Raw genomic sequence first — 22,746 nt, 5'->3', positions numbered from 1 at the left:
GGGGAAACGGGGGACCCTGGACAGCGGTGCGACGAAGCGGCTCGCCTCGTGCGAGGTCGTACCGCTGCGGGGTGAGAGCCCCGCGCCACCGCACCCGGCCGCCGAGCCGTACCGCATCGCGGGAACGGCACCGACGCCGGCGGACCGGGCAGGGTGCGGACGTCGGGAGCGTCCGCGGGGCGCGGGGCATCCCCTGGCCATGCCGAGCAGGGCGGCCCACCTTCTGGTGGACCGCCCTGCTCGCGCTCGGCGCCCGGCGCCGGGTCAGACCTTCAGCGTCCGGATCGCCGTCGGCGCGTGTCCCGGCTCGGTGGCGAGCTCCTCGAACTCCACGACCTCGCCGATGTGGTTGGTCGTGGACATCGCGATGTTGGTGACGCGCTCCAGGATCGCCTCGACGACGACCGGGACCCGGTACTCGGCGGCGAGCTTCTTCGCCTGCTCGAAGGCGGCGCCCAGTTCGCCGGGGTCGGTCACGCGGATCGCCTTGCAGCCGAGTCCCTCGGCGACCTTGACGTGGTCGACGCCGTAGACGCCCAGCTCGGGCGAGTTGACGTTCTCGAACTCCAGCTTGACCTGGAAGTCGATGTCGAAGGCGCGCTGCGCCTGGCGGATCAGGCCCAGATAGGAGTTGTTGACGAGGACGTGGACGTACGGGATGCGGTGCTGGGCGCCGACGGCCAGTTCCTCGATCATGAACTGGAAGTCGTAGTCGCCGGAGAGGGCGACGACCTGCGCCTCCGGGTCGGCCTTGGCGACGCCCAGCGCGGCCGGGATCGTCCAGCCGAGGGGGCCCGCCTGGCCGCAGTTGATCCAGTGACGCGGCTTGAAGACGTGCAGCATCTGGGCGCCGGCGATCTGCGAGAGGCCGATGGTGGAGACGTACCGGGTCTCCGGGCCGAAGGCCTTGTTCATCTCCTCGTAGACGCGCTGCGGCTTGATCGGGATGTCGTCGAAGTGCGTACGGCGCTGGAGGGCCGCCTTCTTCTCCTGCGCGGCCGCGGCCCACGCGGAACGGTCGGGCAGCCGGCCGGCCGCCTTCAGCTCGCGGGCCACCTCGACGAAGAGCTCCAGGGCCGCCTTCGCGTCCGACGCGATGCCGTAGTCCGGGGCGAAGATCTTGCCGATCTGGGTCGGCTCGACGTCGACGTGGACGAACTTCCTGCCGCCCGTGTAGACGTCCAGCCTGCCGGTGTGGCGGTTGGCCCAGCGGTTGCCGATGCCGAGGACGAAGTCGGACTCCAGGAAGGTGGCGTTGCCGTAGCGGTGCGAGGTCTGCAGGCCCACCATGCCGGCGTTCAGCTCGTGGTCGTCGGGCAGGACGCCCCAGCCCATCAGCGTCGGGACGACCGGGGTGCCGGTCAGCTCGGCGAACTCGACGAGCAGGTCGGCCGCGTCGGCGTTGATGACACCGCCGCCGGCCACGATCAGCGGGCGCTCGGCCTCGTTGAGGAGCCCGATCGCCTTCTCGATCTGGGGGCGGGTCGCGGCCGGCTTGTAGACCGGCAGCGGCGCGTACGTCTCCGGGTCGAACTCGATCTCGGTGAGCTGGACGTCGATCGGCAGGTCGATCAGGACCGGGCCGGGGCGGCCGGAGCGCATGAGGTGGAAGGCCTGCTGGAAGACGCCGGGCACCTGGGCGGCCTCGAGCACGGTGACCGCCATCTTGGCGACCGGCTTGGCGATCGAGGCGATGTCGACGGCCTGGAAGTCCTCCTTGTGGATCACTGCGGTCGGGGCCTGGCCCGTGATGCACAGGATCGGGATGGAGTCACCGGTGGCGGAGTAGAGCCCGGTGATCATGTCGGTTCCCGCGGGCCCGGACGTACCGATGCAGACACCGATGTTGCCCGGGTGGGTACGGGTGTAGCCCTCCGCCATGTGCGAGGCGCCCTCGACATGGCGGGCGAGGGTGTGGGCGATGCCGCCGGACGCCTTCAGCGCCGCGTAGAACGGGTTGATCGCCGCGCCCGGGACACCGAACGCGTCCGTTATGCCCTCACGCTTCAGGATCTCGACTGCCGCACGGGCAGCGGTCATACGAGCCATTTTCGTCCTCCTGCTTCGGCCGGCTTCGGCTGTCGGACTCGCGCCTCCGTCGCGCCCCGCGGAGAACCCTGATTCCGCGCCAGTTCCGTAGCGTTCGTCCAGAGAGTTCCACAATACGGAAAACAATTTCTACTATCTGGAAGCAATGTAGGCGGCGGGGTCGGGAGCGTCAAGAGCGGTGCCCTCGGTCCGGTCGCGGTCCGGTCGGGTCCGGCCGTCGAGCGGACATCGAGCGGGCATCGACTGGACGCCGGCCGGCGTCGACCGGGCGTCGTTATCCGGCCGTTCGGCTGTTGGAGCGGCTTCCGCTGGAGCACGATGGAAGGGCTGTCCCGGCGTCATGCGGCGGAGTGGAGTTGGCCATGGCCGAGAGCATCCCGGTGCGGTGTCCGGGCTGCCGGCGCGAGCACCGGTACACGGCACCGGCCTACCCCTGTGCGTGCGGCGCGCCCGTCAGCCCGCCGCTGGACCCTCTCGGCACCGCGACCACCGTCACCCACCGCACCTGGGACGAGGACTGGGTGACCGTCCGCTGCGGGTCCTGCGACCGCGACGACCAATGGCCCCATCCCGAACTGGGCTGCCCCTGCGGCGCTCTCGTACGGGTGCCGGTCACGGTCACCTCACGCCCGCTGCGCGCGCGGGAACGGTGGGAATCCGGACCGCCCGGCAGATCCGGCACAGCTGTCCCCGAAGCCGGCGCGGGCACCGGTCCCGACGATGACTTCGGCTCTGGTTCTGATTCTGGCTCTGGCTCTGGCTCTGGTTTCGGTTCCGGTTGTTCCGGTGCCGACTCCGGCTCCGGTGCCGGTTCGAGCGCCGGACGCCTTGCCTCCGGCGTCGGCTCCGGAGTCGGTACGGGTCCTGGCGCCGGCCCGGGATCCGGACCCGGTTCCCGGCCCGGCTCCGGTACGCGGGCCGGCCTCCCCCGCCCGGACGACGACCCCGGCCCGACCGTTCCGCTCCCCCGCCCCGCCTTCCACCCGGTCACCATCCGTACCGCGCGCGACGCGGTCACCGCCGCCGCCCTCTATCTGCGCTGGCTCGGCTACCGGGACATCCGCCGGGCGGACCAGCGGCCGCCGTCCGGGATCGGGCTCGCCGCGCGGGGCGTCGTGGCCCAGGTCGACCCGACGGTGCGCCCGGCCTCGCCGCGCGACGTCGAGTGCCTGTGGCTGACGGCGATGACGGAGTCGGCGGGCTGTGTGTACTTCTCCCTCGCGGGATACGACCCGGAGGCCCGCAGTCGCGCCGACAGCCTCGGCATCGCCCTGTTCGTCCTGGACCTCACGGGAACGCCCCAGCCGGTGAACGGCCCGGCGAACGAGCTGGTGACCAGCGGAGTCTGAGGCGGGTCGGCGAATCGCCTACGGTCAGACGCCACCCACCCGGGAGGGCCCGGCGAAGGCTCCGGCCGCCGCGGCGAGCGCGGCGGTCCTGGCCGCACGGCCGGGCAGGTGCGGGTCGGCGGGCGTGCGGAGGAGCACCAGCTGGTGGTACAGCGGCGCGGTGGCGGCGATGAGCAGTCGCCGGGCGTCGGTGTGCGGCGGGAGTTCGCCGCGCCGGACGGCCCGGCCGACGGTGATCTCGCAGCGGGCGTACCGGTCCTCCCAGAGCCGCTGTTGGGCGTCGGCGGCCTTCTCCGAGCGGAACGAAGCGGCGATCAGGGACGCCATGATCGGCGGCTGTGCCGTCATCGCGTCCTGGATCTCCTGGTTCAGCGCCGTCAGGTCGCCTTCCAGCGAGCCGGTGTCCGGCGGCTGCCAGTCGTCGTCACCCGCCGCGTCGAGCACGTCGGCGAGCAGGCCGCCGACGTCCCCCCAGCGCCGGTACACCGTCGCGCGGTGCACTCCGGCACGGGCGGCGACGGCCTCCATGGTGAGCCCGTCGTAACCGCGCTCCCCGAGTTCCGCGAGGACCGCGTCGAGCACCTGCGTACGGATACGGGCGGTACGGCCGCCGGGGCGGCGCCGGGCCGGCGGCGGCCGGTTGCCTTCCGGTTCTGGGGCTGCGGTAGTCATCGCTGATGGTCCGTTGCTCGACGTGTTCGCTGCTCAGTACGTCCGTTGGTCAGTAAGTCCGTTGGCCAGTACGTCCGTTGCTCGATAAGTCCGTTGCTCGGAGGACGGCGTTGTGGCAGCATCTTAATGCATCAGTTGTCGCACTAGTGGAGTGATCGATGCTCTTCCGAAGCGTTCGCCCGGCCCTGCGGCCCTCGACGGCCGCCCCGTCCACGAATGCCTCGGAGTGCCCGTATGCCCACACAGATCACCGCTCTCGCCGTCAGCAAGTCCTTCGACGGCAGGCTCGTTCTTGACTCGGTGACCTGCTCGCTCGCCGCGGGCGAGCGCACCGGGATCGTCGGTGAGAACGGATCCGGCAAGACCACGCTGCTGCGTCTGCTCGCCGGCCGTGAACGGCCCGACCAGGGAGAGGTCGTCGTCCATGCCGACGGCGGCGTCGGCTATCTCGCCCAGGACGAGCGGCTGCCGCCGGACGCGACCGTCCAGCAGATCCTCGACCGGGCCCTGAGCGGGCTGCGCGCCGTCGAGGAACGGATGCGCCGCCTGGAGGCGGTGATGGCCGACGGCGACGAGTCGGTCGCCGAGCCGGCCATGACCGAGTACGGCGAACTGCTGACGGTCTTCGAGCTGCGCGGCGGCTACGACGCCGACGCCCGCGTGGACCGTGCCCTGCACGGACTCGGCCTCGGGCTGGTGGACCGTGACCGTACCGTGGGCGGTCTCTCCGGCGGCGAACAGGTCAGGTTGCGGCTGGCGGCCGTCCTCGCGGCCGGGCCGGAGGTACTGCTGCTGGACGAGCCGACCAACCATCTCGACGAGACCGCCCTGGACTGGCTGGAGGAACACCTGCGCACCCGGCGGGGCACCACGGTGGCGGTCTCCCACGACCGGGCCTTCCTCGACCGCGTCACCACGAGCCTGCTGGAGGTGGACGCCGACCGGCGCCGCGTCGTCCGGTACGGCAACGGCTACGCCGGCTACCTCGCCGAGAAGGCGGCGGCCCGGCAGCGCTGGGCCCAGGCGCACGAGCAGTGGCGGGCCGACGTCGACCGGCTCCGCGAGACCGCCGCGACCACCGCTCGCCGGGTGGCCCCGGGCCGGGCGATGAGGGACGGCAACAAGATGGCCTACGACCGGGCGGGCGGCCGGGTGCAGCAGTCGCTCGCCGGCCGGGTGCGCAACGCCGAGGAACGGCTGCGCCGCCTCCTGGCGGACCCGGTCCCGCCCCCGCCGGAGCCGCTGCGCTTCACCCCCGTACTGCGGTCCCGCCGCCTGCGGGGCGTCGTGCTCGACGCCGCCGACATCGCCGTCACGGACCGGCTCGACCGTACGAGCCTCACCGTGAAGGCGGGCGAGCGCCTGCTGATCACGGGGCCGAACGGAGCGGGCAAGAGCACCCTGCTCCGCGTCCTGGCCGGGCGACTCGCCCCCGACAGCGGCAGCGTCACCCGACACGGCAGGATCGGCCACCTCCCCCAGGAGCCGCACCCCGGGAGACCGGGCGAGACCCTGCTGGCAGCCTTCGCCCGCGGCCGGGCGGGGGACGCCGACGAGCACGCCGAACGGCTGCTGTCCCTCGGCCTGTTCGACCCCGACCGGTTCACGGTGCCGGTCGCCCGGCTGTCCACCGGGCAGCGGCAGCGTCTCGCCCTGGCGCGGCTGCTCAGCGAGCCGTCGGAGGTCCTGCTGCTCGACGAACCCACCAACCATCTCTCACCCGCCCTGGCCGAGGACCTGGAAGCCGCCCTGGCCGACTACGACGGCGCCCTCGTCGTCGTCAGCCACGACCGCCGGCTGCGCCGGCGCTGGCGGGGCGATCACCTGGCCGTGCGGCCGGCCCCGGCGTCGGCCGCCGACGCCTGACACCTCACCCCCGAGCCCGCGAAGACTCCTCGTCGGAAGGAAACGTTTCGTCATGCCAACCGCCCCCCTCCCCGCCGACCCGACCGCGCTGCATCCCATGCCCGGGCAGCCGCGCGTGGTGCTGCTGAAACCGCTGGTCACCTCACCGCTGATCGAGGTCGGGGAGTTCTCCTACTACGACGACCCGGACGATCCGACCGCCTTCGAGACCCGCAACGTGCTTTACCACTACGGACCGGAGAAACTGGTCATCGGGAAGTTCTGCGCGCTGGGCGAGGGCGTGCGGTTCATCATGAACGGCGCCAACCACCGCATGGACGGCCCCTCGACGTTCCCCTTCCCGATCATGGGCGGTTCCTGGGCCGAGCACTTCGACCTCATCACCGGCCTGCCCGGACGGGGAGACACGGTGGTCGGCAACGACGTCTGGTTCGGCCACCGGTCCACGGTCATGCCCGGCGTCCGCATCGGCCACGGGGCGATCATCGCCGCCGGCTCCGTCGTCGTCGACGACGTCCCCGACTACGGCGTCGTCGGCGGCAACCCCGCCCGACTCCTCCGCCGCCGCCACAGCGACGCCGACATCGACCGTCTGCTGGCCCTGGCCTGGTGGGACTGGCCGCTCCAGCACCTCACCGAACACCTCCGCACGATCATGTCCGGCAGCATCGACGACCTGGAGAAGGCGGCACCCGCGCAGGACAGTTGACGGCCGGCTCGAGCACCCGCGTCGGCCCCGTGGGCGCAGGAGAGTCCGCTCACCGGAAATCTTCCTCGCGGTACTCGGCATCCGAACCCGCGGCCGTCGCCTCGCGCAGCTCGATCCGGCGGATCTTGCCGGACACCGTCTTGGGCAGCGCGCCGAACTCCAGGCGGCGGATGCGCTTGTACGGGGCGAGGACCTGGCGCGAGTGGTCGAAGAGCACCTTGGCGGTGTCGCGGCCCGGCTCCCAGCCCTCGGCCAGCACGATGTACGCCTTCGGCACCGCGAGCCGCACCTCGTCCGGGGCGGGCACCACCGCGGCCTCGGCGACCGCCTCGTGCTCCAGCAGGGCGCTCTCCAGCTCGAACGGACTGATCTTGTAGTCACTGGCCTTGAAGACGTCGTCCGCCCGCCCCACGTACGTGATGTACCCGTCCTCGTCCCGGACGCCGATGTCACCGGTGCGGTAGTAGCCGCCGGCCATGACCTCGGCCGTGCGGTCGGGGTCGCCGTGGTAGCCGGTCATCACGCCCACGGGGCGGTCCGAGAGGTCGACGGCGATCTCGCCCTCGGCCGCGCCCGGGGCGCCCGACACCGGATCGAGCAGCTCGATGCGGAAGCCGGGGCCGGGGCGGCCCATGGAGCCCGACCGGAGTTCCTGGCCGGGGCTGTTGGAGACCTGGACGACCGTCTCCGTCTGCCCGAAGCCGTCCCGGACGGTCACGCCCCAGGCGTGCCGGACCTGCTCGATGACCTCGGGGTTGAGCGGTTCCCCGGCGGCGACGGCCTCGCGCGGCGGGGTGCGCAGCTGGGTCAGGTCGGCCTGGATGAGCATGCGCCACACGGTGGGCGGGGCGCAGAACGTGGTGACGCCCGCGCGGTCCATCTCCGCCATCAGCCGGGCCGCGTCGAAGCGGGTGTAGTTGTGGATGAAGACGGTCGCCTCGGCGTTCCAGGGGGCGAAGAGGTTCGACCAGGCGTGCTTGGCCCAGCCGGGCGAGGAGATGTTGAGGTGCACGTCGCCCGGTCGCAGGCCGATCCAGTACATCGTCGCCAGGTGGCCGATGGGGTAGGACACGTGGGTGTGCTCGACGAGCTTCGGGCGGGCGGTCGTGCCGGAGGTGAAGTACAGCATCAGCGGGTCGCCGGCGTTGGTGGGTCCGGCGGGCGTGAACTCCGCGGGTGCGGCGGCCGTCTCCTCGTAGGCCTGCCAGCCGTCCGGTGCGCCGCCGACCGCGACGCGGGTGTAACGGCCGGGCACGTCGGCGAACTTGGCGGTGTCCTCGGTGCGGGCGATCACGTGCCGGACGCGGCCTCGGTCGACCCGGTCGGTCAGGTCGGCGCTGCCGAGCTGCGGGGTGGCGGGGATGACGACGGCGCCCAGCTTCATGGCGGCGAGCGCGGTCTCCCAGAGCTCCACCTGGTTGCCGAGCATGACGAGGACGCGGTGGTCGGCGCGGACGCCCCGCTCGCGCAGCCAGTTGGCCACCCGGTCCGAGCGCTCCGACATCGCGGCGAAGGAGACACGGGTCTCGGTGCCGTCCTCCTCCACGATGTGCAGGGCGGTGCTGTCGTTGCCGCGGGCGATGACGTCGAACCAGTCGAGGGCCCAGTTGAAGTACTCGGGGCGGGGCCAGGTGAAGTCCCGGTGGGCCGTGGCGTAGTCCTCGCGGTGCGCCAGCAGGAAGTCCCGGGCCGCCCGGAACTCGTCCGTGGCGCTCGTACGCACCGCCATGTTTCCTCCTCGTTGCCGGACGGGTCCCGAACATCCTGTATCGCGTGACCCGGGTCTCACCACCCCTGAACGGGGTGGACCTGCGGGAAGATGCGGGGCGGGTGGCGGCCGGCCGGTTCCGGGGCGCCCCGGACGCGTGGTGCCGGGCCTTCACACGGACGACATATTCATGTATTGCCCCCGTGAATTTCCCTCTGCCGGACCCGCCTTACCCCACCTGTTGTTTTCCTCACCACACCGCCACTCCGAAATTCAATGAGCCGTTGCCTAATATTGGCCCGGACACGACACACGAGGGGAGCGGTGGACCGTGCGACGGGACCTCGAGGAGCCTGGCAGACCGCGCCCCGACCTGGTCGTCGGCCGGGAGGAGCTGCTGAGCGGAGCGCGTGAGCAGTTGTCGCGGGGCGGGAGCGTGCTGGTGCACGGACCCGCGGGAATCGGTAAATCGACACTTCTGCGCACCTTGGCCGCGGAATACGCCGGTGCGGCGCGAACCGTGCTGCGCTGTTCGGCCACCGAGTCCGAATCCCATCTGCCGTTCCTGGCACTGGCCGATCTCCTCGGCCTGGTCGCCGGCGAGGTGGCCGACCGGCTGCCCGCCCCGCAGCGCGACGCCCTGGAGTCGGCGCTCACCGGCCGCGGCGAGTCCACCCTCCAGCGCGACGGCCTCGCCCTGCGGCTCGCCGTGCTGTCGACCCTGCGCGCCCTCGCCGCCGAGGGTCCCGTCCTGATCGTCGCGGACGACCTCCAGTGGCTCGACTCGGCCAGCGCGGAACTGCTCGGCTTCGCCGCCCGCCGGCTCGGCGGGCTCCCGGTGCGGATGCTGTGCGCGGTCCGTACCGAAACGGAGACCGGCGGGCAGGAGCAGGACCGTCATCTACGCGCGTTGCCCCCGGACACCCGCACCGTCCGCGTCAACCCGCTCACCCGGACCCAGGTCGCCGAACTCCTCGGCCACCGCGGCTACACGGGCCTCCCCCGCTCCACGGTGCGGGACATCCACCGCACCAGCGGCGGCAACCCGCTGTTCGCGCTGGAGCTCGGCCGGGTCCTCGCCGAGAGCCCGGTGCCGCCGCGCCCCGGCGAGCCACTGCCCGTGCCGACCTCGCTGCGGGCGCTGGTGCTGAACCGGCTGGACATGCTGTCCGCCGAGACCCGCCGCACCCTGCTGGTCGCGAGCGCCGGAGCGCGCCCCACGCTCGCCCTGCTGCACGCGGCCGGCCGGGAGAACGCCGAGGCGGAGACCGGCCAGGCGGTCGCGCTCGGCCTGCTCGCCCCCGAACGGGAGGGCCCGGGCGTACGGTTCGCGCATCCCCTGGTGTCGGCGGCCCTGTACGCGGAGGCCGGCGCGGCGGAGCGGCGCGCGGCCCACGCCGCGCTGTCCACGGCCGCCTCCGACCCCATCGAACGCGCCCGGCACCTGGCCCTCGCCACCACCGGCACCGACCCCGCGGTCGCCGAGCGGCTCGGCGAGGCCGCGGCGGCGGCCCGGGACCGGGGCGCGCCCTCCGTCGCCGCGGAGCTGGGCCTGCTGGCCGCCCGGCACACCCCCGCCGACGCCGTCCCCGGACCGGACGTGCGGCGGCTCCAGGCCGCCGAGGACGCGCTGACCGCGGGCGAGAACGACCTCGCCCGGGACATCGCCCGCGACGTGCTGGACCGGGCCACCGAGCCCGCCGACCGGGTGCGGGCCTGGATGGTGGTGATCGAGGCGGCCGGCCAGTCCATAGCCGAGGTCGACGCGGTCTTCCCGCAGGCCCTCGCCGACGCGGGCGACGACCCGGAACTGCTCGCCCTGGTCCACTACCAGCTGGCCTGGCGGGCCCTGGTCGTGGAGGGCGACTTCGCCGAGTGCCGCGAGGAGGCCGCACGCGCGGCACGGCTGGCGGAGCGGGCCGGTATCCGGCGCACGCAGCTGATGGCGCTGTCCTTCCAGGCGCAGACCGAGACCCTGATGGGCCACCCGGACGCGCCCGCGACGATCAAGCGGGCGCTGAAGGAGCCGCACGACCCGCAGGTGGCGTGCCACCACAACGGCGCGGGCTCGGCCCGTTTCCGCTGGCTGATCATGAGCGACCGGCTCGCCGAGGCCCGTACCACCATCACCGCGCTGCTGCGGGAGGTCCGCCGGCGCGGCATGGTCGAGAGCGAGGTGCACTTCCTGCGCGGGCTCGCCGAGACCGAACTGCGCGCCGGGCACTGCGGCCGGGCGCTCGACCTGGCCCGGGAGAGCCTGCGCCTCGCGCGGGACTCCGGTATCGGCGAGGGCGCCTCGGCCATGCAGGCCTCGCTGGCGGAGGCGTCCGGCGGGGACGTCGACCGGGCGATGGCCCTGGCCCGGGAGGCGGTGGAGCACGCCGAGGGGGACGGCGACCTGATGTACCTCTCCCTCGCCCTCGGCGCCCTCGGGTACGCACGGCTGGTGGCCGGGGACGCGGCGGGTGCCGTGCGGTCGCTGCGCCGGGTGCGGGAGCTGGAGGAGAGCCTCGGGGTCACCGATCCGGCGCGCGGGCGCTGGCAGGGCGACCTGGCGGAGGCGCTGGTGCGCGTCCGGGAGCACGCGGAGGCCCAGGAGGTCGTCGACGTCGCGCGGGAGCGCGCCCTGCGGCTGGGGCGGGAGAGCATGCTCGGGGTCCTGGACCGGGCCGAGGCGCTGGTGCGGGCCGCGCGCGGTGAGGTCGACGCGGCGGCACGGCAACTGGCGTCCGCCCAGGACCGGCTGGCCGGGCTGGGCCACGGTCTGGAGGAGGCGCGGGCCGCGTACGCCCTGGCCGGGCTGCGCGCGTACCGGCCCGGTCCGGGGCCGTACGAGGAGGCGACGCGGCTGTTCCGCCGCTGCCGGGCCCTGCCCTGGCTGCGGCAGGCCGAGCGGGCTGCGCTCGCCCCGGCGCCGCGCCCGCAGCAGGCCGTCGCCGCACCGGCCGTGCCGGCCGCGCTGGCCGTCCTGGCCGCGACGGAGCGGCAGGTCGCCGAGCTCGTCATGGAGGGGGCGACCAACCGGGAGATCGCCGGGCGGCTGTTCATCAGTGTCAAGACGGTCGAGGCCACCCTCACCCGGGTGTACCGGAAGCTGGGGATCAGGTCGCGGGTGGACATCGTGCGGCTGGCGGCGGGACACCGTACGAGCTGACCTCCCCCGGACGTTCCGGACGGCTTCTCGGGGTCAGCCTAAGTTCAAACCGGGCATGGGGTCATCGAGGGTTTTCCCTTCCCAACTCACCTAGGGAGTTCCCCACTTGGGCACCCTTCCGTGCCGCTCCTAGCGTGAGGGCGTGCCGCTCGCCAGGGCACACGGAACCGGCGCCTCCCCCTCCCACGCTTCCCCTTCCGGGGAGGCGCGGCCGGCTTTCGTGCACCACCCCCACCCGCGCGACCCCCACCGGCATCCCCACGAATGGAGACTCCTTTGTTCGGGTTCAACCGCGCCAAGAAGACCGTCGTCGCCGCCGCCGCGACCGCCGCCGCCGCGGCGGCCACGCTGCTGGGCGCCCCCTCCGCGGTCGCCGCTCCCCAGCCCATCGTCGGTGGCACGACCACCACCGCGAGCGCGTACCCGTACGTCATGCAGATCACCAACGCCTCGCAGTCCCAGTTCTGCGGCGGCACCCTGGTCGCGGCCAACAAGGTCGTCACGGCCGCCCACTGCATGGTCGGGAGAACCACCAGCAGCACCCGTGTCGTCGGCGGCCGCACCTACCGCAACGGCACCAACGGCACGGTCAGCCAGGTCAGCAAGATATGGATCCACCCGAACTACACGACGGCCACCCGTGGTTACGACGTGGCGGTGCTGACCCTGTCGACGTCGATGCCGTACACCACGGCGCCGTACGTCTCCTCCTCGCAGACCGGCGTGTACGCGGCCGGCACCACCGCCCGCATCCTCGGCTGGGGCACCACCTCCTCGAACGGCAGCTCCTCCAACCAGCTGCGCACGGCGACGGTGCCGACCGTGTCCGACGCGAGCTGTTCCTCGTCCTACGGCTCGTCCTACAAGGCGAGCGACATGGTGTGCGCCGGATACTCCTCCGGCGGCGTGGACACCTGCCAGGGCGACAGCGGCGGTCCCCTGATGATCGGGGGCGTCCTGGCAGGCATCACTTCCTGGGGCAACGGCTGTGCGGCGGCCGGCTACCCGGGTGTCTACACCCGGCTGACGACCTTCTCCAGCCTCGTCACCCAGCAGATCAACTCCTGAGGCACCACCTCGGGCGAGACCGGGGGGCGTTGCGGGCCGGCCACGAGCGGCCCGCAGCGCCCCCTTTCCATGTGCTGCCCTACACCCACAGCCCCAGCTGCAACTAATATGCAATAACGATTCTGTCGTAACAGCGGCGACAGCCGTGACAGCAGTGGCAGCAACAACAGGGGTTGGGTGTTGGGTGTGAGGTCCATGACGGTCCGACGGATACGGCAGGCCGCCGCCGCGGCTGCGGTGATCGGCTCGCTCGCCGCCTGCTCCGCGCCGGGCGGCGGCGCGGACGGCGGCGCGTCCGCCGACTCCGTGGTGCTCGGGGTGCCGTGGGAACCGGACACCCTCAGCCCGCTGCTCGGCTACGGCAAGGACGGCAACTCCAAGATCTTCGACGGGCTGCTCGCCCTGGACGCCGACCAGGAACTGACGCCCGCCCTCGCGAGCGAGCTGCCCGAGGTCGGCGACAACGGCCGGACGTACACCTACACCCTGCGCGACGGCGTGGAGTTCAGCGACGGCGAACCGCTGACCTCCGCCGACGTCGTCTTCACCTACGAGACCGTCCTCGACGAGAAGACGAACAACACGGCGCGCAGCGAACTGGACGCCATCAAGGAGGTACGGGCGGAGGGCGACGACAAGGTCGTCTTCACGCTCAGGTACCCCTACGCGGCGTTCGCAGCCCGCACCGTCCTGCCCATCGTCCCCGAGCACATCGCGGGCGAACAGGATCCCAACACCGGCTCGTTCAACACCAAGCCGATCGGCACCGGTCCGTACGTCCTCACCGGCTGGAGCAAGGGCGAGAAGCTCACCTTCGAGGCCAACCCCGACTACTGGGGCGGCGCGCCGAAGGTGAGGAAGCTGACCATGGCGATCATCAAGGACGACGACGTGCGCGCCACCCGGCTGCGCTCCGGCGACCTCGACGGCGCGGTCCTCCCGCCGAACCTCGCCGCGACCTTCGAGAACGATGCGAACAAGGTGACCTACGAGGCGAAGTCCTACGACTACCGCGCCGTCACCCTGCCCACGGCGAACGAGGTCACCGGCGACCGCGCGATCCGGCGGGCCCTCGACGCCGCCGTGGACCGCGAGGCCATGGTCGAGCGGATCCTCGACGGCGCGGGCCGCCCGGCGTACGGGCCGCTGCCCAGCAACGACGCCTGGTTCGCGAAGGGCGTCGAGCGCGCACAGGACCTGGCGAAGGCGAAGGACATCCTGGACCGGGCCGGCTGGAAGCCCGGGAAGGACGGCATCCGGGCCAAGGACGGGCTGCGGGCCTCGTTCACCCTCTTCTCCCCCGCGGGCGACAAGCTCCGCCAGGACCACGCCCTCGCCTACGCCTCCGACGCCAAGAAGGCCGGCATCGAGGTGAAGGTGGAGAGCGCCACCTGGGAGGTCATCGAGCCGCGGATGGGCGAGGACGCGGTCCTCGCGGGCGGCGGCAGCACGGGCGACCCCGACTTCGGCCTGTACACCACGCTGCACTCCTCCCTCGCGGGCAACGGCTTCAACAACATGGCCCGGTACGACAACCCGGCGGTGGACGAGGCCCTCGACACCGGCCGCCGCACCCAGGACCGCGAGGACCGCAAGGCCGCCTACGACACGGTCCAGCGGGAGCTCGCGAAGGACCCCGGTTACACCTTCCTCACCCACATCGACCACATCTACGTGCTCGCCGACCGCTGGGACGGGCTGACCACGCAGGTCGAGCCGCACGAGCACGGCTTCGCCAGCGGCCCGTGGTGGAACCTCGAGGACTGGCAGCCGAAGAAGTGAGAGCCCTCCCCTGGCCGGACATGGCGCGGCTGGCGGGGCGGCGGCTGCTGTTCGCCGCCCCCGTCCTCCTCGTCGTCACCTTCGGCGTGTTCGCGATCGCCGCCGCCTCCCCGTTCGACCCCGTCAAGGCGTACGCGGGCACCGCCGCCCTCGGCGCCGACCAGGAGACCCTGGACCGGCTGCGGGCCAACCTGGGCGTGGACGAACCCTTCGTCACCCGCTGGTGGCACTGGCTGACGTCCGCGCTCACCGGCGACCTCGGCCACTCCGCCGTGCTGCGGCAGCCGGTCACCCAGGTCATCGGCGAACGCCTCGTCTGGTCCGCGCTGCTGTGCGCGGTCGCCTTCACGGTGGCCGTCCTCGCCGGCACGCTGCTCGGCGTCCTCGCCGCCCGCCGCCCCGGCGGCCCGCTGGACCGGGCCGTCACCTCGCTGTCGTACGCCCTGGAGGCCGCGCCGGTCTTCTGGACCGCGCTGCTCGCCGTCTGGCTGTTCGCGCTCCAGCTGGACGTGCTGCCGGCCGGGGGCCTCACCGACACGGCCAGCGAACAGGTCACCTTCGGGCAGGTGGCGAGCCACATCGTGCTCCCCGCCGGTGTGCTCGCCGTCTCCCAGCTGCCCTGGTTCACGCTGTACGTCCGGCAGGGCGTCGGGGACGCGCTCGCGGAGGACCCCGTACGCGGGGCCCGGGCCCGGGGACTGAGCGAGGGCACCGTACTGCTCGGCCACGCGCTGCGCTCCGGGCTGCTGCCGGTGCTCACACTGATCGGTTCCCGCGTGCCCGAGCTGATCACCGGCGCGCTGCTGGTGGAGAGCGTGTTCAGCTGGCCGGGGATCGCCGCGGCCACCGTCGAGGCGGCGACCGCCGTCGACTTCCCGCTGCTCGCCGCCCTGACCGTGCTGGCCACGGCCGCCGTCCTGGCCGGCAACCTGCTCGCGGACCTGCTGTACGGCCTGTTCGACCCGAGGGTGAAGTTCAGTGACATGTGACGCTCCCGCCGCCGAGGCGGGCACCGGAAGCACGCCGTGGCGGTCGTACGGCACGAAACGCCGCTCCACCCGTACGGTGCGGGTCCGTGTCTCCGCCGCGCTGGTGGCGGTGACCGTCCTCGCCGTGCTCCTCGTCCCGCCGCTGGCCCAGCTCGACCAGCAGGCCGTCGACCTGGCGGCCGAGCTCCAACCGCCCAGCTGGGCGCACCCGTTCGGCACCGACGACCTCGGGCGGGACCTGCTGCTGCGCTGCGTCTACGGGCTGCGGGTCTCCCTGCTCGTCGGTCTCGTGGCGGCGCTCGTGGCGACCGTGATCGGCACCGCGGTCGGGGCGGCCGCCGGGGCCCTGGGCGGTTGGGCCGACCGGTGCGTGATGCGGGTGGTGGACACCCTGTCGTCCGTGCCGCACCTGCTGCTCGGCATCTTCATCGTCGCGTTGTTCCGGCCGGGTGTCGTGCCGGTGGCCGTCTCGGTCGCCGCCACGCACTGGCTGTCGACCGCGCGGATCGTGCGCGCCGAGGTGCTGTCGCTGCGCTCCCGCCCGTACATCGACGCCGCCGTCTCCGGGGGTGCCTCGCGGTGGCGGGTCGCGGTACGGCATCTGCTGCCGGCCGTGCTGCCGCAGGCCGCGCTCGCCGCCGTGCTGATGGTGCCGCACGCCATGTGGCACGAGTCGGCCCTGTCCTTCCTCGGGCTCGGGCTGCCCGCCCACATGGCGAGCCTCGGCAACCTCGTCCAGTCCGCGCGGAGCTCGCTGCTGGCCGGGCAGTGGTGGCCGACCCTGTTCCCGGGCCTGTTCATCATCGTCCCGACCCTCGCCATCGCCGGCCTGGCCGGGGCCTGGCGGGAGCGGATCAATCCACGGCGCCGGTCGGAGCTGATGCTCTGATGGGCCACCCGTCCTCGATCGGAGCCGATGCCGTGACCGAGCGAACCCCCGTCCTGTCCGTGCGCGGGCTGTCGGTGCGCTTCCTCATGCCCGGCGGACGCCGCGTCGCCGCCGTCACCGACGCCCACTTCGACGTGGCGCCCGGCGAGTGCCTGGCCCTGATCGGCGAGAGCGGCTGCGGCAAGTCCGTGCTCGCCTCCGCCCTCCTCGGGCTGCTGCCCGCCAACGCCCAGAGCGCGGGCAGCGCCCGCCTCGGCGGCCTCGACCTGCTCACCGCCGACGAGAAGACCCTCGGCCGTACCGTGCGGGGCCGCCTGATCGGCCTCGTGCCGCAGAGTCCCGCCGCGCACCTGACCCCCGTACGCACCATCCGCTCGCAGCTGGAGGAGACGGTCGCCGCGCTGACCGGGGTCCGGGGCCGTGCCGCCGTACGGGCCGCGGCGCGGGCGGCGGCCGAGCGCGTCGCCTTCCCCGCCGGCCACCTCGACCGCCATCCGCACGAGCTCTCCGGCGGTCTCGCCCAGCGCGCCGCCACCGCGCTCGCCCTCGTCGGCGACGCGCCCCTGCTGCTCGCCGACGAGCCGACCACCGGGCTCGACCGGGACCTGGTGGACCGTACGGTCGACGAACTGCGGCGGCACGTCGACGCGGAGACGGGTGACGGAACCGGCCGGGGCCTGCTGATGATCACCCACGATCTGGCGGCGGCCGAACGCATCGCCGACCGGGTCGCCGTGATGTACGCGGGCCGCATCGTCGAACTGACCGACGCCCGTCGCTTCTTCGGCTCCCCCGGCCCCCGCCACCCCTACAGCCGCGGCCTGCTCCAGGCCCTGCCCGACCGCGCCTTCACCCCCATCCCGGGAATGCCCCCGGAACTGGGCGACCTGCCCGGCGGCTGCGCCTTCGCCCCGCGCTGTCCCCGGGCCACCGGCGCCTGCGCCGCACTGCCTCCGGTGACCGACGGGCTCGCCTGCCACCACCCCCTCCCGGCCTCCGGCGCCGAGGAACTCCGCTCCACCACGCCCGCCCCGGAGAACGCCCGTGCCTGAACAGCCCCTGCTCGAACTGCGCGCCGTCACCGCCGGTTACGACCGGAGGGCCCCGGCCGTACGGAACGCCTCCCTGACCGTCGCGCCCGGCGAGGCCGTCGGCCTGCTGGGCCCCAGCGGCTGCGGCAAGTCCACCCTCGCCCGGGTCGCGGCCCTGCTGCACCGCCCCGACTCCGGCACCCTGCTGCTCGACGGCGCGCCCGTACGGCGGTGGCGGCACCGCGCCCCGCGCGCGCAGCGCACCACCGTCGGTGTCGTCTTCCAGCAGCCCCGGCTCTCCGCGGACCCCCGGCTGCGGCTCACCGACCTGATCGCCGAACCACTCCGCGCCACCGGCCGCCGCGAGGACGTACCGGACCGGGTGGCCGAGCTGGCCGCGGCCGTCGGCCTGACGCCGGACCTGCTGGGCAGACGGCCCCACGAGGTCAGCGACGGCCAGCTCCAGCGCGCGTGTCTCGCCCGCGCCCTCGTACTGCGCCCACGCCTGCTGATCTGCGACGAGATGACCGCGATGCTCGACGCCTCCACCACCGCCGCGCTGGTCGCGGCCGTCGAGGACTACCGGACCGCGACCGGCGCCGGGCTCCTCGCCGTCGGCCACGATCACACCCTCCTGAAGCGCTGGTGCGACCGGACGGTGCACTGGGACGACGTGACCTCCGGGACCTCCGGCACCTCCTTGGAGCCGTCCGTGCCGAGCGCCATGTAACAAACCGTTCACGACATGCGGAACTCACGGGAAACAAGTGCTTCCTAGCGTGTCCCGCCATGGACTCCGATCTGTATACGCAGCTGGACACGGCCCCCGCGGAGCGTGCGGCGCCGGCGTCCGCTCCGGCGTCCGCGCCCTCGCTCCGCGAGGAGGTCTACGTCCGGCTGCGGGAGGCCGTGCTCAGCGGTGACTTCGCACCGCGCGAGCGGCTGGCCGAGATGCGGCTGGCCGCGCGGTTCGGAGTGTCGCGCACCCCGGTCCGCGAGGCACTGGCCCGGCTGCTCGCCGACGGCCTGGTCGAGCGCGGGGACGACGGCTTCCGGGTCACCCTGCCCACCCTCGCCCGGCTGACGGACCTGTACGAGCTCGGAGTCACCCTGGAACTGCGCGGGATCGCCCGCGTGATCGAGGACCCGTCCGTCCGGCACGATCCGGAGATCGTCGAGGCGGAGCTGCGGCGCTGGTACGAGATGCGCGAGCACCCGCCGGTCCCCGGCCTCCGCTTCGTGATCGAGGAGGAACGGTTCCACGCCGAGCTCTCCCGCGCCTGCGGCAACCCGGCGCTCACCGAGGCACTGGTCTCGGCCCAGCGGCGGGCCCGGCGGGTGCGGATGTACGACTTCCTCACCCGCGACCGGGTGGATTCGACCGTCACCGCACACATCGAGATCCTCGAACTGGTCCTCGCCGGCCGCCTCGACGAGGCGTACCGGGCGCTCCACGTCCACCTCGGCGACTCGCCGGCCGCGGTGACGGAGCACGCCCGGCGGGCCATGACGCAGATGGCCCTGCACGCCGGCCGCCTCTGAGCGCACCTCCAGCCCAGCCCCGCTCTTCCCCACCACACACCGGAGAGGTGACATGAGCACAACAGAGTCACGATCGGCGGCGCCGACCGCCGGACCAGGACCCGCCTCCCGCCGGCCGGCCCCGCCCACCGGCCAGGCCGTCAAGGAGACCCTGGAGGACTACACCCTCCGCTTCGCGCCCCGCAGTTACCGCCGCTGGTCCCCGATGGTCGTGGCGACCACGGCCCTCGGCGGCATCGCCTACCTGGCCGACTTCTCCATCGGCGCCGGCATCGGCCTCACCCACGGCACCGGCAACGCGCTGCTCGCGATAGCCGTCGCCGCCGCCGTCATCTTCGTCACCGGCTTCCCGCTCGCGTACTACGGCGCCCGCTACAACATCGACCTGGATCTGATCACCCGCGGTTCCGGTTTCGGCTACTACGGCTCGGTGCTCACCAGCGTCATCTTCGCCAGCTTCACCTTCATCTTCTTCGCCCTCGAGGGCTCGATCATGGCGCAGGGCCTGAAGCTGGGCTTCGGCATGCCGCTGTGGCTGGGCTATCTGGTCTCCACCCTCATGGTCATCCCCTTGGTGATCTACGGCATGAAGGCGCTCAGCAAGCTTCAGGTGTGGACCACCCCGATCTGGCTGGTGCTGATGGTCGCGCCGCTGGTCTACCTGGTCGCCACCGACCCCGGCACGGTCGACCGCTTCCTCGCGTACGCCGGCACGGACGGCGACGGCGGCATCGACACGGCCTCGGTCCTCCTCGGCGCGGGCGTCTGCCTCTCCCTCATCGCGCAGATCGGCGAGCAGATCGACTACCTGCGTTTCATGCCGCCGAAGACGGAGGCGAACAAGAGGAGCTGGTGGGCCGCCGTGGTGATGGCCGGGCCCGGCTGGGTGGTGCTGGGCGCGCTGAAGCAGGCCATCGGCGTCTTCCTCGCCGTGTACATCCTCGCCGAGGTGGGCCCGGACGCCGCGCCCGAGCCGATCCAGCAGTTCCGCGGCGCCTTCGACGCGATGATGCCGTCCTGGCTGGTGGTCCCGCTGGCCGTGGTCCTGGTCGTGATCAGCCAGATCAAGATCAACGTCACGAACGCGTACTCCGGTTCGCTGGCCTGGACGAACTCCTTCACCCGCGTCACGAAGCGCTACCCCGGCCGTATGGTCTTCGTCCTGGTCAACCTGGGCTTCGCGCTCGCGCTGATGGAGGCCGACATGTTCAGCTTCCTCAACAGCATCCTGAGCTTCTACTCGAACTGCGCGATCGCCTGGGTCGTCACCGTCGCCACCGACATCGGCATCAACAAGTACGTGCTGAAGCTCTCCCCGCACGCCCCCGAGTTCCGCCGCGGCATGCTGTACGCCGTCAACCCGGTCGGCGTCGTGGCCTTCACCGCCGCCTCCGGCCTGTCCATCGCCATGTACTTCCACCTCTTCGGCGACGCCCTCCAGCCGTACTCCCCCGTCGCCGCCGTCGTGATCGCCTTCGTCCTCACCCCGCTGATGGCCATCGCCACCAAGGGCAAGTACTACCTGCGCCGCACCGACGACGGCATCGCCGAGCCGCCGCTGGACGCGGACGGCAACCCGAGCGCGGTCACGTACGACTGCCATGTCTGCGGGCAGCCGTACGAGCGCCCCGATCTGACCGCCTGCGCCGCGCACGACGCGGTGGTCTGCTCGCTGTGCCTGAGCACGGACACACTCGGCGAGCACGTACTGCCGGCGAACGCGTAGCGCACGGCGGAGCGGGCGGGGTGCCGTCCGGAGCACCCCGCCCGCCGTCCCTCCGTACTGTCCGTGCCGTCAGGCGTTCAGCGCGTCGATCAGCGCCTTGGTGACGTCCTCGGTCGACGCGGTACCGCCGACGTCTCGGGTGAGGACGCCCGCAGCGGTGGTGGCCTCGATGGCCCTGTGCAGCCGGGCCGCCTGGTCCGCCAGCCCGAAGTGCTCCAGCATCAGGGCCGCGCTGCCGACCGCGCCGATCGGGTTGGCGAGGCCCTGGCCCGCGATGTCGGGGGCGGAGCCGTGCACGGGCTCGAACATGCTCGGAAAGCGGCGTTCGGGGTTGAGGTTGGCGCTGGCGGCCAGGCCCAGGCTGCCGGCCAGCGCGCTGCCGAGGTCGGAGAGGATGTCGGCGTTGAGGTTGGAGGCGACGACGACGGAGAGGTCCTCGGGGCGGAGGACGAACTTCGCGGACATCGCGTCGACGAGGACGCTCTCGGTCTCGACGTCCGGGTAGTCGGCGGCGACCCGCTTGAACACGTCGTCCCACAGCACCATGCCGTACTGCTGGGCGTTGCTCTTGGTGACGGAGGAGACCTTGCGGCGGGTGCGGGTCCGGGCGAGGTCGAAGGCGAAGCGCATGATGCGCTCACAGCCGACCTCGGTGAACAGGGCCGACTGGACGGCGACTTCACCACCCTGACCGCGCCCGGAGAGGTTGCGGCCGCCGAGTCCCGCGTACTCTCCCTCGCTGTTCTCGCGGACGACGACCCAGTCGAGTTCGGTGTCGTCGGCCTTGCGCAGCGGGCTGGTGATGCCGGGGAGGAAGTGCACGGGGCGGACGTTGGCCCACTGGTCGAAGCTCTGGCAGATCTTCAGACGCAGGCCCCAGAGGCTGATGTGGTCGGGGACGGTGGGCCAGCCGACCGCGCCGAAGTAGATCGCGTCGAACTCCTTGAGCCGGTCGAGCCCGTCGTCGTCGATCATCTTGCCGGTCCGCTCGTAGTACTCGCAGCCCCAGGGGAACTCCTCCCAGGCGAAGGCGAAGGCGTCCTCGGACCCCCGGGAGTCCTCGGCGAGCGCGTCCAGGACGGCGCGCCCGGCCGCGACCACCTCCTTGCCCACCCCGTCGGCGGGGACGGCGGCGATACGGAACGTGCGGGGTGCGGTCATGGGTGCCTCCGGCTCGCTGTGGTGCGCGGTGCTGCGGTGATGTGGTCGATTCGAGTCAACACAGCGGGGTCGCGGGGCGTCCAAGACCTGCTTCCGATGCCACGTATAGGTGTGGCCGATGGATGGTGCGTCAGGCGTCGCGTGCGCGTCGCCGGCCCAGGGACCTGGTCAGGGCGAGGAAGGCGCGGGCGGCGGGCGTCAGGTGGGCGGGCAGGCTGACCATCGCCACGTGCAGGTGGGCGGTCGGCTCGATGGGGGCGACCACCGCCCCGCAGCGGCGGGCCAGCCGGGTCCAGGAGGAGGGCAGCACGGCGACGCCCACCCCGGTGAGCACCAGGGGCAGGATGGAGGTGCGGTGGTCGACGACCGTCACGATCTCCGTGCCGGTGCCGCCCGCGGTGATGTCGTCGACGATGCTGCGCATCAGGCTGCCGGTCCGGGACGCGATGAGCTTCTGCCCGGTGAGGTCCCCGGGCGCGATCGTGACACCGTCCTCCAGGGGGCCGCCCGGTGCGGCGACGACCACGAACGGCTGGTCCTCGACGTGCAGGACGTCCAGCCCGGACGGGTTGACGGGGCTGGCGGAGCCGAGCAGCCCGAGCTCGCAGGCGCCGCTGCGCACCAGCCGGATCACCTCGTCGGGGGTGAAGGCGGCCTGCGTGCTCACCGTCACGGACGGGTGGAGCTCGGCGAAGCGGTGGACGAGGGTGGTGAGCGGCTCGATGCCGGGCGAGGGCATGGTCGCCACCTCGACGGTGCCGCCGTGCAGCCCGGACAGCGCGGCGGCGGTGTCGCGTACGGCGGCCAGGTCGCGCAGGACGCGCCGGCTGGGCTCCAGCAGCTCGGCCCCGGCCTCGCTCAGGACGACACCGCGGCCCACCCGGTGGAAGAGGGCCACCCCGAGGTCGGCCTCCAGATTGGCCATCGCCTGCGACAGCGACGGCTGCGCCACGTGGAGCGCGGCGGCCGCCTTGCTGAAGCCGCCGTGCTCGACGATGGCGAGGAAGTACTCCAGCTGCCGGGCGTCCACGGCGCCTCCGAGGTCGTAGCC

17 protein-coding genes are annotated in these 22,746 nt (G+C 72.7%); 12 read left to right on the top strand and 5 right to left on the bottom strand.

Going from position 1 to position 22,746, the window contains the following annotated elements; translation table 11 throughout:
- Positions 1-264 precede the first annotated feature (264 nt).
- Positions 265-2,049, bottom strand: a complete 1,785-nt coding sequence (gene gcl / locus IE242_RS30240; protein WP_189864910.1) for a glyoxylate carboligase — start codon at positions 2,047-2,049, stop codon at positions 265-267.
- Positions 2,050-2,411: 362 nt separating this feature from the next.
- On the opposite strand from gcl, the gene IE242_RS30235 reads away from it, so the two are divergent.
- On the top strand, positions 2,412-3,398 hold the full coding sequence (locus IE242_RS30235; protein ID WP_189864908.1) for a hypothetical protein: 987 nt from the start codon (positions 2,412-2,414) through the stop codon (positions 3,396-3,398).
- A 24-nt stretch (positions 3,399-3,422) separates the two neighbouring features.
- Here the strand turns inward: IE242_RS30235 and IE242_RS30230 are convergent, their stop codons facing one another.
- Positions 3,423-4,070 carry a TetR/AcrR family transcriptional regulator gene (locus IE242_RS30230; protein WP_189864906.1) on the bottom strand — a complete coding sequence of 216 codons (648 nt, stop codon included), beginning with the start codon at positions 4,068-4,070 and terminating at the stop codon, positions 3,423-3,425.
- A 234-nt stretch (positions 4,071-4,304) separates the two neighbouring features.
- Here IE242_RS30230 and abc-f point away from each other — a divergent pair, with 234 nt between their 5' ends.
- Entirely contained in the window at positions 4,305-5,936 is a 1,632-nt protein-coding gene (gene abc-f, locus IE242_RS30225; protein ID WP_189864904.1) for a ribosomal protection-like ABC-F family protein, read from the top strand.
- A gap of 52 nt (positions 5,937-5,988) precedes the next feature.
- Positions 5,989-6,645 carry a CatB-related O-acetyltransferase gene (locus IE242_RS30220; RefSeq protein ID WP_189864902.1) on the top strand — a complete coding sequence of 219 codons (657 nt, stop codon included), beginning with the start codon at positions 5,989-5,991 and terminating at the stop codon, positions 6,643-6,645.
- A gap of 49 nt (positions 6,646-6,694) precedes the next feature.
- Here the strand turns inward: IE242_RS30220 and IE242_RS30215 are convergent, their stop codons facing one another.
- The gene (locus IE242_RS30215; protein ID WP_189864900.1) at positions 6,695-8,374 is read right to left on the bottom strand and encodes an AMP-binding protein; all 1,680 of its coding nucleotides are present in this window, start codon (positions 8,372-8,374) and stop codon (positions 6,695-6,697) included.
- A gap of 310 nt (positions 8,375-8,684) precedes the next feature.
- On the opposite strand from IE242_RS30215, the gene IE242_RS30210 reads away from it, so the two are divergent.
- The 9 genes from IE242_RS30210 to IE242_RS30170 all read left to right on the top strand — a co-directional run bounded on the left by IE242_RS30210 (position 8,685) and on the right by IE242_RS30170 (position 20,534).
- On the top strand, positions 8,685-11,507 hold the full coding sequence (locus tag IE242_RS30210) for an ATP-binding protein (RefSeq protein WP_189864898.1): 2,823 nt from the start codon (positions 8,685-8,687) through the stop codon (positions 11,505-11,507).
- A gap of 276 nt (positions 11,508-11,783) precedes the next feature.
- Positions 11,784-12,575, top strand: a complete 792-nt coding sequence (locus IE242_RS30205; RefSeq protein WP_189864896.1) for a S1 family peptidase — start codon at positions 11,784-11,786, stop codon at positions 12,573-12,575.
- A 195-nt stretch (positions 12,576-12,770) separates the two neighbouring features.
- Entirely contained in the window at positions 12,771-14,357 is a 1,587-nt protein-coding gene (locus tag IE242_RS30200) for an ABC transporter substrate-binding protein (protein ID WP_189864894.1), read from the top strand.
- 20 nt (positions 14,358-14,377) lie between these two features.
- Positions 14,378-15,346 carry an ABC transporter permease gene (locus IE242_RS30195; protein ID WP_189865055.1) on the top strand — a complete coding sequence of 323 codons (969 nt, stop codon included), beginning with the start codon at positions 14,378-14,380 and terminating at the stop codon, positions 15,344-15,346.
- Positions 15,336-16,235 carry an ABC transporter permease gene (locus tag IE242_RS30190; protein ID WP_189864892.1) on the top strand — a complete coding sequence of 300 codons (900 nt, stop codon included), beginning with the start codon at positions 15,336-15,338 and terminating at the stop codon, positions 16,233-16,235. Before IE242_RS30195 ends, IE242_RS30190 begins: the two co-directional genes overlap by 11 nt.
- A gap of 32 nt (positions 16,236-16,267) precedes the next feature.
- Positions 16,268-17,287 (top strand): ABC transporter ATP-binding protein, encoded by a 1,020-nt coding sequence (locus IE242_RS30185; protein ID WP_229859636.1) that lies wholly within the window; start codon positions 16,268-16,270, stop codon positions 17,285-17,287.
- A gap of 7 nt (positions 17,288-17,294) precedes the next feature.
- On the top strand, positions 17,295-17,996 hold the full coding sequence (locus IE242_RS30180; protein WP_189865053.1) for an ABC transporter ATP-binding protein: 702 nt from the start codon (positions 17,295-17,297) through the stop codon (positions 17,994-17,996).
- A 59-nt stretch (positions 17,997-18,055) separates the two neighbouring features.
- On the top strand, positions 18,056-18,808 hold the full coding sequence (locus IE242_RS30175) for a GntR family transcriptional regulator (protein ID WP_189864888.1): 753 nt from the start codon (positions 18,056-18,058) through the stop codon (positions 18,806-18,808).
- Between the two features lie 52 nt (positions 18,809-18,860).
- Positions 18,861-20,534, top strand: coding sequence for a purine-cytosine permease family protein (locus IE242_RS30170; RefSeq protein WP_189864885.1), 1,674 nt, complete (start codon positions 18,861-18,863; stop codon positions 20,532-20,534).
- 69 nt (positions 20,535-20,603) lie between these two features.
- Here IE242_RS30170 and IE242_RS30165 read toward each other — a convergent pair whose 3' ends face one another.
- A complete protein-coding gene (locus tag IE242_RS30165; RefSeq protein WP_189864883.1) occupies positions 20,604-21,695 on the bottom strand; it encodes a tartrate dehydrogenase in 1,092 nt (363 codons plus the stop codon).
- A 130-nt stretch (positions 21,696-21,825) separates the two neighbouring features.
- Positions 21,826-22,725, bottom strand: a complete 900-nt coding sequence (locus IE242_RS30160; RefSeq protein WP_189864881.1) for a LysR family transcriptional regulator — start codon at positions 22,723-22,725, stop codon at positions 21,826-21,828.
- Positions 22,726-22,746 lie beyond the last annotated feature (21 nt).

This window comes from Streptomyces poonensis (genome assembly GCF_014650915.1).
GTDB lineage: Bacteria > Actinomycetota > Actinomycetes > Streptomycetales > Streptomycetaceae > Streptomyces > Streptomyces poonensis.
Note: the sequence above shows the minus strand (reverse complement) of the source record. Positions and strands in the feature narration are given on the sequence as shown.

What these genes read in the sequence shown, in the direction of transcription:
- gcl (WP_189864910.1), bottom strand. Translation starts at nt 2,049, where the DNA reads ATGGCTCGTATGACCGCTGCCCGTGCGGCAGTCGAGATCCTGAAGCGT.
- IE242_RS30235 (WP_189864908.1), top strand. Translation starts at nt 2,412, where the DNA reads ATGGCCGAGAGCATCCCGGTGCGGTGTCCGGGCTGCCGGCGCGAGCAC.
- IE242_RS30230 (WP_189864906.1), bottom strand. Translation starts at nt 4,070, where the DNA reads ATGACTACCGCAGCCCCAGAACCGGAAGGCAACCGGCCGCCGCCGGCC.
- abc-f (WP_189864904.1), top strand. Translation starts at nt 4,305, where the DNA reads ATGCCCACACAGATCACCGCTCTCGCCGTCAGCAAGTCCTTCGACGGC.
- IE242_RS30220 (WP_189864902.1), top strand. Translation starts at nt 5,989, where the DNA reads ATGCCAACCGCCCCCCTCCCCGCCGACCCGACCGCGCTGCATCCCATG.
- IE242_RS30215 (WP_189864900.1), bottom strand. Translation starts at nt 8,374, where the DNA reads ATGGCGGTGCGTACGAGCGCCACGGACGAGTTCCGGGCGGCCCGGGAC.
- IE242_RS30200 (WP_189864894.1), top strand. Translation starts at nt 12,771, where the DNA reads ATGACGGTCCGACGGATACGGCAGGCCGCCGCCGCGGCTGCGGTGATC.
- IE242_RS30195 (WP_189865055.1), top strand. Translation starts at nt 14,378, where the DNA reads ATGGCGCGGCTGGCGGGGCGGCGGCTGCTGTTCGCCGCCCCCGTCCTC.
- IE242_RS30175 (WP_189864888.1), top strand. Translation starts at nt 18,056, where the DNA reads ATGGACTCCGATCTGTATACGCAGCTGGACACGGCCCCCGCGGAGCGT.
- IE242_RS30170 (WP_189864885.1), top strand. Translation starts at nt 18,861, where the DNA reads ATGAGCACAACAGAGTCACGATCGGCGGCGCCGACCGCCGGACCAGGA.
- IE242_RS30165 (WP_189864883.1), bottom strand. Translation starts at nt 21,695, where the DNA reads ATGACCGCACCCCGCACGTTCCGTATCGCCGCCGTCCCCGCCGACGGG.